Source organism: Cupriavidus sp. SS-3 (assembly GCF_035818815.1).
GTDB classification, from domain to species: Bacteria; Pseudomonadota; Gammaproteobacteria; order Burkholderiales; family Burkholderiaceae; genus Cupriavidus; species Cupriavidus taiwanensis_C.
Genome location: NZ_JAYLVT010000017.1, coordinates 146,362 through 158,155 on the forward strand (window position 1 = coordinate 146,362; position 11,794 = coordinate 158,155).

Here is an 11,794-nt window from a genome sequence, read left to right on the forward strand (position 1 = left end):
GTCAGTGCCGCAGCAGCGGGCATCTCGACTTCGATGCCGGCATGAAGGCCTGCTCGCCGGGCACCGTCGCCACCACCTTGTAGTAGTCCCACGGGTACTTCGATTCGGCCGGCGTCTTGACTTCGAACAGGTACATGTCGTGGATCATGCGGCCGTCCTCGCGGATGCGGCCGTTCTTCGCGAAGAAGTCGTTGATAGGCATCGACTTCATCTTCTTCATCACCGCCGCGGTCTCGTCGGTGCCCGCCGCCTGCACTGCCTTCAGGTAGTGCGTCACCGACGAATAAGCGCCGGCCTGGCTCATGTTGGGCATTTTCTTCAGCTTCTCGAAATAGCGGCGCGACCACGCGCGGGTGGCGTCGTTCATGTCCCAGTAGAAGCCTTCGGTCAGCAGCAGGCCGGCCGCGGTCTTCAGCCCGATGGCATGGATGTCGTTGACGTACAGCAGCAGGCCCGCCATGCGCTGGGCGTTGTTGCGCGTGAGGCCGAACTCCGACGCCGCCTTGATCGCGTTGATGGTGTCGCCGCCGGCGTTGGCCAGCCCGACGATCTGCGCCTTGCTGGCCTGCGCCTGAAGCAGGTACGAGGCAAAGTCGCTGGCGCCGATCGGGTGGCGCGCGGCGCCCACCACCTTGCCGCCGGTCTCGCTGATGACCGCGGTGGCGGAGTCCTGCAGCGTGTGCCCGAAGGCGTAGTCGGCGGTCAGGAAGAACCAGCTCTTGCCGCCGCGCTCCACGGTGGCGCGCGCGGTGGTGTTGGCGAGCGCGTAGGTGTCGTAGGCGTAGTGCACCGACACCGGCGTGCACAGGTCGTTGGTGATGCGCTCGGTGCCAGGCCCCGAGAACACCACGATGCGGTTCTTCTGCTTCGCCACCTCGAGCACCGCCAGCGCGGGCGCCGACGCGGCCACGTCGAGGATGGCGTCGACATTGCCGGTGTCGTACCACTCGCGTGCCTTGTTGGCGGCGATATCGGCCTTGTTCTGGTGATCGACCACCACCAGCTCGATCTTCTTGCCGAGCACCTTGCCGCCGAAATCGTCGATGGCCATCTGCGCCGCGGTGGCGCTGCCGCGGCCGGTGACATCGGCGTACAGGCCGCTCATGTCGAGCAGCATGCCGAGCTTGACCACGTCGTCGGAAAGCGCGGCCCTGGGCTGAGCCTGGGCGGCGCCGCAGGCCAGCGCCGCGGCAAGCGCGAGGACGCCGGCGGTCCGGCGTCGGATCGAATGGCAAAGCGTCATGGTGTCTCCTCCGGTCTGTTGTGGTGTCTGGCTCCGGCCGGGCCGGGGCGATCGGCGTCGCCGGCAGCCTTTTGCCGGTGTGGCACGCGTGGGCGGGGCGCGGGCCGCCCGGTATCGGGGTGTGCCCCGGCGTGCCGGCGCCAGTTCTGGCAGACGGCGTCTGCCTCGCGTTTCAATGCGCGGGCCATGGCGGCCTCGCGACTGGTGATACGGTCATTGAGCGCGGCGATGCTGAGGGCGCCCAGCGGATAGCCGTCGGGGCCGGGCAGGGCGATGGCGATGCCGCCCATGCGGTCGATCACCACGTCGAGCAGGACCGCGTAGCCGCGCTCGCGCGTCGCACGCACGTGCTCCAGCAACATCGGCCGGCTGAAGCGGGGATAGCGGCGCAGCGCCGGTGCGATCCCGTCGAGCGTCGCGTCGACCTCGGCATCGGGCAGCGCGGCCAGCAGCGCCAGGCTGCCGGCGCCGACGCCCAGCGGCCGGCGGCTGCCGATATCCAGGTAATTGGCGCGGATGGGAAAGGTGCCCAGGCGCAGCTCGGTGCAAATGGATTCGCAGCCGCTCGGCACCGACAGGATGGCGCTGTCCTCGAAGGCGTTGGCCAGCCGGATCAGCGCCGGGCGCACCAGCGGGCGCAGGTCCGTGCGCTGCAGGGCGGCGGCATGCAATGCCAGCCATTCCCGCCCCGGCGCAAACGCCTTGGTCGACGGATCGCGCTGCACCATCCCCTCGGCCGCCAGGGTGTCGAGGAGCCGCAGCGCCGAGGCCTTGTCGACACCAGCTGCCAGGGCCAGGTCGGTCAGGCGGCTGTTGCGGGCATCGGTCAGCGCGCGCAACAGGCGGCAGGCCTTCTGCAGCGAGGTGCTCGGGATGGTCACGCCGTTCGTCTCCTTTGTCCGGTTTTCGTTAAGTGAAACCGGTAGCAGACGTTATAGGCTATCTGGCTGGTGCTGCCATGCCCAGGCGTGGAGAAGTTTTGCCGGATGAAACCCTGCGGCGGGTATCCGGCGGATGCCGCGACGGCGGCGGGCCGGTGGCCTTATGCCTGGGCGCGCAACAACTTGCGCAGTCCCTGGTACACCGCCTCGCGCTCCTGCGGCGACAGTTGCCGGATCACCTCGGCCTGGCCGCGCCGCGCCAGCGGCATCACCTGGTCGTGCAGCGCGATGCCGGCCTCGGTGATGGCGCACAGCAGCTTCTTGCGTGGGGTATTGCCGGCGGAGGTCAGCTGCACCAGCCCGCGGTCTTCCAGCAGCCGCAGGGTGCGGCTGACCAGCGCCTTGTCCGAGGTGGACTGCGTCACCAGCTCGGCAAACGGCAGCGTGCGCGCATGGGCCAGCAACGCCAGGATGCGCCATTCGGGCACGGTCAGGCCGAACTGTTCCGCATAGGGCTTGGTGACCGTACTGCGCAGCGCGGTGACCAGCTGGCTCAGCATCGTGGTCAGGAAGTTGTCGACGGTCAGGCCGCTGCCGGCCTCGTCGAGGTCCGTCCACGGGCTGGCGTTGGCGGCGGGGGCAGGGGTGGGCGCGGGCGTGCCATGGGCGGGCGCGGCATCACGGGGCATGCGTTCCTCTTGGTCTGGTCTGCCGGCCAGGATGCGTGGCCGGTGGGCGGGGCAGATTGTCTCACAGGCGCTTGCCATTGCCGCCACCGTGTGGCGATCCGGATGAGCGCGAATAAATCCGCAAAAAGCACAATCCGTCAATTAGTGGTTAACGTAAGTTGAGTTGTCAACTTACGGCGCCTACGATGGTTGCGTTCCTTTATTGAACTTGCGTTTCATTAATAAAACAACCGAAGAGAGTTGTTCCCAAGCCACCCCTGTTTTCGCGATGAGCACAACCGCTGACTCCGTCGTCGCGAATGCGCCCCCACAGGAGCTGTAGATGAGACAACAACGTCCCCGACGCGCCGCTGCCGTAGCAATTGCCGCCATGGCCGTGCTCGCCCTGAGCACGGGCAGCGCACTGGCTGCCGCGACCTATCCGGCCAAGGCCGTGACCATGGTGGTGGCCTACCCGCCAGGCGGCGATACCGACGCCATGGCCCGGCTCTACGCCGACAAGCTGTCGGCCCGCCTGAAGCAGCCGGTCATCGTCGAAAACCGTCCGGGCGCCGGCGGCGTGGTAGGTGCCGCGTTTGTCAGCCGTGCGCCGGCGGACGGCTACACGCTGCTGTACACGCCGAATCCGTTCACGCTGGCGCCGATGGTGCTGAAGCTGGCGCCGTCGGCCAGCTATGACCCGCTGCACGGCTTTACGCCGGTGATCCAGACCGCCGTGCAGGCGGTGCTGCTGGTGGCCAACCCGCAGGCGGGCGTAAAGACCGTGGGCGAGATGGTGGCCGCGGCCCGGGGCGGCAAGGCGCTGACCTATGGCAGCCCGGGCGCGGGGTCGCCGATGCATATCGCCGGCGAGATGCTGAACCGCGCGGCCGGCGTGAGGATCCAGCACGTCCCCTACAAGGGCGTGGCCCCCGCGGTCAACGATGTGGTGGCGGGGCACGTGCCGTTTGCCTACGTCACGCTGGGCCCGGTGGCGCAATACATCAACACCGGCCGGCTGATCCCGCTGGCGATCACCGATGCCCGCCGCTCGCCGCTGCTGCCCAACGTGCCGACGCTGGCCGAGCTGGGCTACAAGGACGTGGTGGTCGGCGCGTGGCACGGTGTCATGGCGCCCAAAGGCACGCCACCCGAGGTGGTCAGGACACTGAACCAGCAACTCAACGAGGTGCTGCGCCTGCCCGAGGTGGCCGACAAGATGGCCACCTTCGGCGCCATCCCCGTCGGCGGCGCGCCGGCCGCGCTGGAGAAGATCAACGCGGCCGACTACGAGCGCCTGGGCAAAGTGATCCGCGAACTGGCGATCACCGCGGAATGACCGGCGCCAGCGCATCGCAGTCCAGCGCCACGCCATGGATAACGACAGACAGGAGGCCGGCATGAGCAGGGCCATCGTGGGAACGTCCACGCCGCAGGTGACCGCGCGGGAAAAGGTCATGGGGCGCGCGCAGTATGCCGGCGACCTCAAGCTGCCCGGCATGCTGCACGCCAAGGTGCTGCGCAGCCCGCACCCGCACGCGCGCATCGTGCGCATCGACACCGCCGCTGCCAGGGCGCTGCCCGGGGTGAAGCTGGTGGTAACGGGGTACGACGTGCCCGCCCGCCACTGGGGGCCGCACCGCAAGGAACAGCGCATCCTGGCCTGCGGCGTGGTGCGCCATGTCGGCGAGGAAGTGGCGGCGGTGGTGGCGGTCAGCGAGGAGATCGCGCGCGATGCGCTGGACCTGATCCAGGTCGAGTACGAGGCGCTGCCCGCGCTGCTGACGCCGGCCGCGGCGCTGGCCGCGGGCGCGCCGGAGATCCACGCCGGTACGGGCAATATCGGCCATGAAATGCGCATCGAGCGCGGCGACGTCGAGGCCGCCTTCGCGGCGTGCGCCGCGGTATACGAGGCGACCTACGACATGCACTCGCAGTACCCCGGCTACCTCGAGCCGATGGCCTCGGTCGCGGCGCAGGACGGCAACGGGCGGCTTACGGTGTGGGCGTCGACGCAGTCGGTGTTCCTGGCGCGCGCGCGGCTGGCCGAGGCGCTGGACCGGCCGGTCTCGACCATCCGCGTGGTGCAGGCCACCACCGGCGGCGGCTTCGGCGCCAAGATCGTCGAAGAGAACAACAGCCTGATCTGCGCCTTCCTGGCCAGCCGGCTGGAGCGCCCGGTGCGGCTGGTCAACAACCGGCTCGAAGACTTCCAGGGCGCGCGCGCCAGCGTGCCGATGCAGGTCTGGCTGCGCCTGGGCGTTGACGCCGACGGCGTGATCCTGGCCAAGGACGTGCGCATCACGGCCGAGTGCGGCGCCTATTCCGGCCTTGCCGGCGATGTGATGCACGTCACTGCCATGCGCAGCGACAACATGCACCGCTTGCACAACGTGCGTTCGCACGCGGTGCTGGCCTATACCAACAACCCGCCGCGCGGCGCTTTCCGCGGCTTTGGCGGGCAGCAGATGCAGTTTCCGCTGAACTGCCACCTGACGGTGCTGGCCGGCATGCTCGGCATCGACCCGATCGAATTGCACAAGCGCAATGCCATCGGCGCCGGCGAGACCAGCGTGCATGGCTGGAAGATCAGCAGCACCGGCATGGCCGAATGCCTGGACATGACCCGCCGCGCCATCGGCTGGGACGACAAGCGCGCCGCCCCGCGCGGCACCGGCACGCGCCGGCGCGGCGTCGGCATTGCCGCGGCGATGCATGTCAGCGGCAACCGCACGCTGGGCAACTGGGACGGCTCGACCATCCTGCTCAAGATGAACGAGGACGGGCGCGTGATGCTGCAGACCAGCGAATGCGACATGGGGCAGGGCGCCAACACCATGCTCAGCCAGATCTGCGCGCAGGAACTGGGCATTCCGCTGTCGCACGTCACCGTGATGGCGCCGGATACCGATACCGCGCCGTTCTGCCTGGGCTCGCTGGCGTCGCGCGTGACCATCATCTCGGGCAACGCGGTGCTGCGCGCGGCGCGCGAGGCGCGGCAGAAGCTGCTGGCGCTGGCGGCGGAAAAGCTCGGCGTCGATGCGCGGCAACTGGTGATCGCCGATGGCCGCATCGCGGTGCCCGACCAGCCTGACAAGTCCGCCACGCTGGCCGAGATCGCGCGGCTGCATATCTTCCGCCACGGCGGCGAGGGCATCCACGTGCGCGCCAGCTACGACGCGCCCACGGTGATGCACGACGCCGACTATTACGGCAACGTCGCCCCCGCGCATTCGTTCGCGGCGCAGGCGGTGGAAGTGGAGGTCGACATCCGCACCGGCCAGGTCACCGTGATCGACAGCTTTGTCGCCGACGACTGCGGCAAGGCCATCAACCCGCTCGCGGTGCACGGCCAGACCCATGGCGCCACCGTGCAGGCGATCGGCTGGACCCTGTACGAGCACCTGCAATACGAGGACGGCCGCCTGATGAACGGCAACTTTGCCGACTACACCATGCCCACCGCCGACGCGGTGCCGATGCTGCGCACCGACGTGGTGGAATCGAACGACCCCAACGGCCCCTACGGCGCCAAGGGCGCCAGCGAGACCGCGATCCTGCCGGGCGCGGCGGCAATCGCCAATGCCGTGTTCGACGCGGTCGGCGTGCGCATCCAGTCGCTGCCGATCACGCCGGAGAAGGTGCTGGCGGGCCTGCGTGCGCTGCGCGAAACGGAGGCCGCCCATGCGTGACTTTGCCTTTCTGGAGCCGGCCACCGTGGCCGAAGCCAGCGCCATGCTGGCCGACCTGGGCGACAGCTGCCGCCTCTTTGCCGGCGGCACCGCGCTGATGCTGGGCATGCGCCAGCGCATGCTGGCGCCCAGCCACCTGGTCTCGCTGGGCCGGCTCGATGCGCTGCGCGGCATCAGCTTCGACGCGCGCGAAGGCCTGCGCATCGGCGCGCTGACCTTGCATGCCGAGCTCGCGCGCTCGCCGCTGGTGCAGGCGCACTATCCGATGCTGGCCAGCATGGCCGCGCGCGTGGCCAATCCGCAGGTGCGCAACCAGGGCACGCTGGGCGGCAACCTGTGCTATGCCGACCCGGCCACCGATCCTCCCGGTTGCCTGATGGCGCTGGGCGCGCAGGTGGTGGTCAGCGGCCGCGGCGGCGAGCGCGTGATCGACATGGAAGACTTCCTGGTCGACTACTACGTCACGGCGCTGGCGCCGGACGAGATCGTCACGCAGATCCGCGTGCCCGCGCCGGGTGCCGGCGCCGATGGCCGCTATGCGCGCTTCCTGCGCACGGCCGCAGAGCATCGCCCGCTGGCCAGCGTGGCGCTGTCGGTGCGGCGCGAGGGCGCGTTCTGCATCGAGGCCCGCCTGGCGGTGGGCGCCTCCACGCCGGTGCCATGCCGGCTGCGGCGCGCCGAGGCGCTGCTGGCGGGCAAGGCGGTAACGGCGGAACTTGCCGCGCAAGCCGCGGCCATCGTCGCCGAGGACATCAACGCGGTATCGGACGCGCGCGGGGCCGAAGCCTACCGCCGCGAGATGGTGCGCGTGGTCGCGCGCCGCACCATTGCCGCATTGTTCGGCGTGGCATCGGACTAAGGAGCCTACCCATGAACCCAGTCACCATCGAAGTCACCGTCAACGGTGAAGAACACCAGGTGCAGGTGCCGGCGCGGCGCCTGCTTGCCGACCTGCTGCGCGACGACCTGAACCTGACCGGCACCAAGCGCGGCTGCGAGACCGGCATCTGCGGCGCCTGCTCCGTGCTGGTCGACGGCGAGGTGGTCAAGTCCTGCCTGATGCTCGCGGTGCAGGCGCGCGGCCGCCATGTGATGACCGTGGAGGGCCTGGCCGCCGACGGCCAGCTGCATCCGCTGCAGCAAAGCTTCATGGAGCACGGCGGACTGCAGTGCGGCTATTGCACGCCGGGCTTCCTGATGGCGGCGTGCGCACTGCTCGCCAACAACCCCAACCCGACTGAAGAGGAGGTCCGCCATGGCCTGAACGGCAACCTGTGCCGTTGCACCGGCTATGTCGGCATCGTCGAATCGGTCCTGTCCGCCGCGGAGGCAATGCGTGGAAATTGAAAAGACCCTGGTCACCGCGGCGCCGCCGGCGCGCGTGTGGGAGCTGCTGCTCGACCCCAACGTGATGGGCGCGTGCGTGCCCGGCATGGAATCGATCGAAGTGCTCAGCGAGGTCGAGTACGTCGCGCACATGGCGGTAAAGATCGCCTTCATCAACGCGCGCTTCCGGCTGCATACGAAGATCGTCGAGACCCGCGTGCCCCATTACCTGCGCACCGAGGGCACCGGCGAGGACGCTTCGGTGGCCAGCTCGCTGCGGCAGTCGAGCGAGCTGTTCCTGACGCCGCTGGACCATGGCGGCACACAGCTGCGCATCCGGGTGCAGGTCGATGTGCTGGGCCGGCTGGGCACCTTCGGCCTGAGCGTGATGAAGACCAAGGCCGACCGCATGTGGGACGAGTTTGGTGCCAACCTGCTGGCGCGGCTGTCGCCGCAGGCCGCGCAGCCCGCACCCGGGCCGGCCCGGCAAGCGGCCACGGCGGCGCAGGCGGCTGCCGTCGCGCCGCGCCCGGCCGCCAACGGCCACCCGGTGCGGGGGGCGCCGCCGGAGCCCGCGCCGCCAGCACCGGCCGGACTGCTCGCGCGGCTGCTGGGGCGCCGGGACGCCGGGCGCGGATCGCTTGCCGACATCTGCATCGAACTGCGCCGCCATGACGAAACCATCGTGGTGCGCTGGCCCGCGGCGCACGGCGAGCAGTGCGCGGCATGGCTGCGCGACTACCTGCGCCCCGGCGCATAGCGGCCTGGCCGGCAGGGATTGTCCGCAATACGGGTACCCTATCGGGTGCGGGCGTGATATATGAGAACGTTGCGCCAAGACCGAATATTGCAGAGACAGACCATGACGACCGATTCGCCGCAGGACGATACGCAGGAAGGCGGCCAGGAGGGTGCGCCCGACAGCGCGCAGGACAGGTACATCGTGCCGGGGCTGGAGCGGGGCCTGCGCCTGCTGGGCGAGTTCAGCAGCCGCGAGCGCACGCTGTCGGCCGCCGAGCTGGCGCGCCGCCTCAAGGTGCCGCGCTCGACGGTGTTCCGCCTGCTGGCGACGCTGGAAATGATGGGCTTCGTCGAGCGCACCGACGGCGGGCGCGAGTTCCGGCTGGGCATGGCAGTGCTGCGCCTCGGTTTCGACTACCTGGCCTCGCTGGAGCTGACCGAGCTGGGCCGTCCGCTGCTCGACCGGCTGCGCGACGAGATCCATTACCCGTGCAACCTGGTGGTGCGCGACGGGCGCTCTATCGTTTATGTGGCGAAGTCGGTGGCATCGCGTCCGTTCGCCAGCACGGTCAATGTCGGCACCCGGCTGCCCGCGCATGCCACGGTGCTGGGACGCGTGCTGCTGGAAGACCTGTCGCTGGCCGAACTGCGCGCGCTCTATCCGGAAGAGCGGCTGGAGGTCTATTCCGAAAGCACGCCGCGCACGGTCGAAGAGCTGTACGAGATGGTCCAGCGCGACCGCCAGCGCGGCTATGTGCTGCACGAAGGGTTCTTCGAGGCCAGCATCTCCACCATCGCGGCGCCGGTGCGTGACCGCAGCGGCAAGGTGACGGCCGCGCTGGGCGCCACCATCCCGGCCGCACGCATCGACCCGGACCAGCTCGACAACATGGTGGAACAGGTGCGGCGGGCCGCGGCGGAGCTGTCGCGGTTGCTCGATTACCGGCCCGAGGTGCCCAGGCCGTTTGCCTGAACCGGGGCTGCCAGTACGGCGTCACCGCGACGCAGCGTCGCCCCGGTAGCCCATCAGCCCTGACAGGTCGCGCGCGGCTTGCCGGACTTCCTTCGCCACGCGCTCGCGCAGCGTGCCGTCGGCCTCGAAACGCTGCTGCGGCCCGGCCACGCTGATGGCGGCGAGCACCGCGCCGTCGGCCCCGCGCACCGGTGCCGCGCAGGCGTCGATACCCGGCTCGTATGCCGAGAAACTCCAGGCGCAGCCGCGTTCGCGGTCCGCGGCCAGGATCTCGGCCAGGCGCGCGTGGCTGGCCGGGCTCTGCCCGGTGACCGCCGGCAGCGGATCGGGCCCCAGCAATTCGCGCAGCGTCTCGGGCGGCAGTTCGGCAATCAGCATCCGGCCCGGCGTGGTCAGGTGCGCGGCAACGCGGCTGCCCACCTGGATATTGCTGACCAGCGCGGCGGCCGGCATCTGCCGCAGCAGGTAGAGTGCATCGCCGCCATCGCGCACCGCCAGGTAGGCCGACAGCTGCAGCGACGCACTGAGCCGCGCCAGCACGCGCCCGGCAAAGCTGGTCAGATCGTTGGAGGCCAGCACGCGCGAGGCCAGCTTCAGGAAATTGAAGCCGACCTGGTGGCCGCCCTGGGGCAGCCGCTCGACCATGCCTTCATGCTCGAGCGTATCGAGCAGGCGCATCACGGTGACCCGGTTCACGTCGATACGGCGGCCGACCTCGCTCAGGTTGGCGGTGGCGCCGCCTTCGGCGATAAAGCGCAGCAGGCGCAGGCCGCGGATGACCGGCGACACCAGTTGCGCCTCGCGGGCGTCTTCCGATGCTGCGTCGTCGTCGTCGGGTTCGGTCGGCAGGCGGGATTTGGGCATGTTGGCGTTGACTATCCATGGAAAACGGCCGCGCTGGCGGCCGTGCTGGCAGGGAACGCGGGGCCGCGGCTTCAGCCGAGGGCGACGTTCCAGGCGTCGTAATCGTACACCCAGTCGGCATTGCCGCCTTCCTTGAGCCAGGCATTGCTGCGCGAGCCGATCTGGATGCGGCTGGTGCGCGCGTGGCGCGCGGCCTGGTAGCGCGCCAGCGCGGCCGGCACGCCGGCGGCGCCGTCGCCCGCGGCATCGGCCAGGCAGCGCGCCAGCACCACGCCGTCTTCGATCGCCATGCCCGCACCCTGCGCCATGAACGGCATCATCGGATGGCAGGCGTCGCCCATCAGCGTGACCGGCCCAGCCGACCACGCCGGCAGCGGATCGCGCACGTACAGCGCGGAGATCAGCACGTCGTCACAGGCGTCGAGCAGCGCGCGTGCCTCGGGGTGGAAGCCGGCATAGGCGCTGCGCAGGTCTTCCACGCGGCCCGGCGTGGTCCACGACTCATGGCGCCAGGCTTCCTGCGCGACGGTGGCGAAGATAAAGATGTCGCGGCCGCGGTTGAGCGGAAAGGTGACGATCTGCGTGGCCGCGTCCGGACCCCACCATTTGGTGAAGGCGCCCAGGTTGGGCACGCCGGCCAGGCGCGCGGCCGGCACCACGGCCCGATACGCGACCACGCCGGTGAAGATCGGGCTTTCCTGGCCGAACAGCGCGGTGCGCACGGTGGAGTGGATGCCGTCGGCCCCGACCAGCACGTCGACCTGCTCCTGCGCGCCGTTGGCAAAACGCAGCGTCGCGCCATCGACGCGGGTCTCGATCGCCACGGCCTTGTGAACCAGCCGCACGCAGGCGCCCGGCACGGCGGCTTCCAGCGCCGTCATCAGGTCGGCGCGGTGCATGGTCAGCTGCGGTGCGCCATAGCGCCGCTCGGCTTCGTCCTGCATCGGCAGGCGCGAGGTTTCGGCGCCGGAATCCCACATGCGGCTGATGCGGTGGCTGGGACGCGCCGCGGTTTCACGCAGGGCCTCGCCCACGCCCAGCCCGTCCAGGGCGCGCACGGCGTTGGGGGTCAGGTTGATGTCGGCGCCGACGCGGGCAAAGCGGGGAGCTTGTTCGTAGACCACGGCCTCCATGCCGAGCTTGCGCAGCGCGATGGCCGCGGCGAGGCCGCCGATGCCGGCGCCGTTGATTCCGATTTTGAGAGGCATTTTTTCCAGCTGACCGTTGGGATGTGTTCAAAAATGAACTGAATGTTCATAAAAATATATGGGGGAGCGGGGTGAGCGTCAATTAAGGGGGAACCCTAGGGGGAATTGCCGCCGTTATCGTTCTTGGCGGGCGCGGCTGTTTCGCCGGCGTAGCCGGCGAGTCACTTTTTGGCCGAGCGCCAAAAAGATGGAATGAAC

The 11,794-nt window shown here is 69.5% G+C and carries 11 protein-coding genes; 6 read left to right on the forward strand and 5 right to left on the reverse strand.

Annotated elements, in window-relative coordinates; translation table 11 throughout:
* Window position 1: 1 nt before the first annotated feature.
* The 3 genes from U9J39_RS22815 to U9J39_RS22825 all read right to left on the reverse strand — a co-directional run bounded on the left by U9J39_RS22815 (window position 2) and on the right by U9J39_RS22825 (window position 2,813).
* On the reverse strand, window positions 2-1,243 hold the full coding sequence (locus U9J39_RS22815; RefSeq protein ID WP_326348150.1) for an ABC transporter substrate-binding protein: 1,242 nt from the start codon (window positions 1,241-1,243) through the stop codon (window positions 2-4).
* Complete coding sequence (locus U9J39_RS22820; RefSeq protein WP_326348151.1) at window positions 1,240-2,124, reverse strand: IclR family transcriptional regulator; 885 nt, start codon at window positions 2,122-2,124, stop codon at window positions 1,240-1,242. Before U9J39_RS22820 ends, U9J39_RS22815 begins: the two co-directional genes overlap by 4 nt.
* 161 nt (window positions 2,125-2,285) lie before the next feature.
* Entirely contained in the window at window positions 2,286-2,813 is a 528-nt protein-coding gene (locus U9J39_RS22825; protein WP_115681537.1) for a MarR family winged helix-turn-helix transcriptional regulator, read from the reverse strand.
* Between the two features lie 322 nt (window positions 2,814-3,135).
* Here U9J39_RS22825 and U9J39_RS22830 point away from each other — a divergent pair, with 322 nt between their 5' ends.
* From U9J39_RS22830 to U9J39_RS22855, 6 genes are all read left to right on the forward strand, one after another.
* The gene (locus tag U9J39_RS22830) at window positions 3,136-4,131 is read left to right on the forward strand and encodes a Bug family tripartite tricarboxylate transporter substrate binding protein (protein WP_442784918.1); all 996 of its coding nucleotides are present in this window, start codon (window positions 3,136-3,138) and stop codon (window positions 4,129-4,131) included.
* Window positions 4,132-4,192: 61 nt separating this feature from the next.
* Window positions 4,193-6,484 (forward strand): xanthine dehydrogenase family protein molybdopterin-binding subunit, encoded by a 2,292-nt coding sequence (locus U9J39_RS22835; RefSeq protein WP_326348152.1) that lies wholly within the window; start codon window positions 4,193-4,195, stop codon window positions 6,482-6,484.
* On the forward strand, window positions 6,477-7,343 hold the full coding sequence (locus U9J39_RS22840) for an FAD binding domain-containing protein (protein ID WP_326348153.1): 867 nt from the start codon (window positions 6,477-6,479) through the stop codon (window positions 7,341-7,343). Before U9J39_RS22835 ends, U9J39_RS22840 begins: the two co-directional genes overlap by 8 nt.
* An 11-nt stretch (window positions 7,344-7,354) precedes the next feature.
* Window positions 7,355-7,831, forward strand: a complete 477-nt coding sequence (locus U9J39_RS22845) for a (2Fe-2S)-binding protein (RefSeq protein ID WP_115712634.1) — start codon at window positions 7,355-7,357, stop codon at window positions 7,829-7,831.
* Window positions 7,821-8,570: a CoxG family protein gene (locus U9J39_RS22850; protein ID WP_115712636.1), complete on the forward strand. Its 750-nt coding sequence runs from the start codon at window positions 7,821-7,823 to the stop codon at window positions 8,568-8,570. The genes U9J39_RS22845 and U9J39_RS22850 overlap by 11 nt, the downstream gene beginning before the upstream one ends.
* A gap of 102 nt (window positions 8,571-8,672) precedes the next feature.
* A complete protein-coding gene (locus U9J39_RS22855) occupies window positions 8,673-9,524 on the forward strand; it encodes an IclR family transcriptional regulator (RefSeq protein ID WP_115681531.1) in 852 nt (283 codons plus the stop codon).
* A 21-nt stretch (window positions 9,525-9,545) separates the two neighbouring features.
* Here the strand turns inward: U9J39_RS22855 and U9J39_RS22860 are convergent, their stop codons facing one another.
* A complete protein-coding gene (locus U9J39_RS22860) occupies window positions 9,546-10,388 on the reverse strand; it encodes an IclR family transcriptional regulator (protein WP_326348154.1) in 843 nt (280 codons plus the stop codon).
* 71 nt (window positions 10,389-10,459) lie between these two features.
* A complete protein-coding gene (locus tag U9J39_RS22865; RefSeq protein ID WP_326348155.1) occupies window positions 10,460-11,596 on the reverse strand; it encodes an FAD-dependent monooxygenase in 1,137 nt (378 codons plus the stop codon).
* Window positions 11,597-11,794 lie beyond the last annotated feature (198 nt).

Bases quoted from the DNA above. Each gene is read 5' to 3' on its own strand.
- U9J39_RS22840 (WP_326348153.1), top strand. From the start codon at position 6,477: ATGCGTGACTTTGCCTTTCTGGAGCCGGCCACCGTGGCCGAAGCCAGC.
- U9J39_RS22830 (WP_442784918.1), top strand. From the start codon at position 3,136: ATGAGACAACAACGTCCCCGACGCGCCGCTGCCGTAGCAATTGCCGCC.
- U9J39_RS22815 (WP_326348150.1), bottom strand. From the start codon at position 1,243: ATGACGCTTTGCCATTCGATCCGACGCCGGACCGCCGGCGTCCTCGCG.
- U9J39_RS22860 (WP_326348154.1), bottom strand. From the start codon at position 10,388: ATGCCCAAATCCCGCCTGCCGACCGAACCCGACGACGACGACGCAGCA.
- U9J39_RS22845 (WP_115712634.1), top strand. From the start codon at position 7,355: ATGAACCCAGTCACCATCGAAGTCACCGTCAACGGTGAAGAACACCAG.
- U9J39_RS22835 (WP_326348152.1), top strand. From the start codon at position 4,193: ATGAGCAGGGCCATCGTGGGAACGTCCACGCCGCAGGTGACCGCGCGG.
- U9J39_RS22825 (WP_115681537.1), bottom strand. From the start codon at position 2,813: ATGCCCCGTGATGCCGCGCCCGCCCATGGCACGCCCGCGCCCACCCCT.
- U9J39_RS22865 (WP_326348155.1), bottom strand. From the start codon at position 11,596: ATGCCTCTCAAAATCGGAATCAACGGCGCCGGCATCGGCGGCCTCGCC.
- U9J39_RS22855 (WP_115681531.1), top strand. From the start codon at position 8,673: ATGACGACCGATTCGCCGCAGGACGATACGCAGGAAGGCGGCCAGGAG.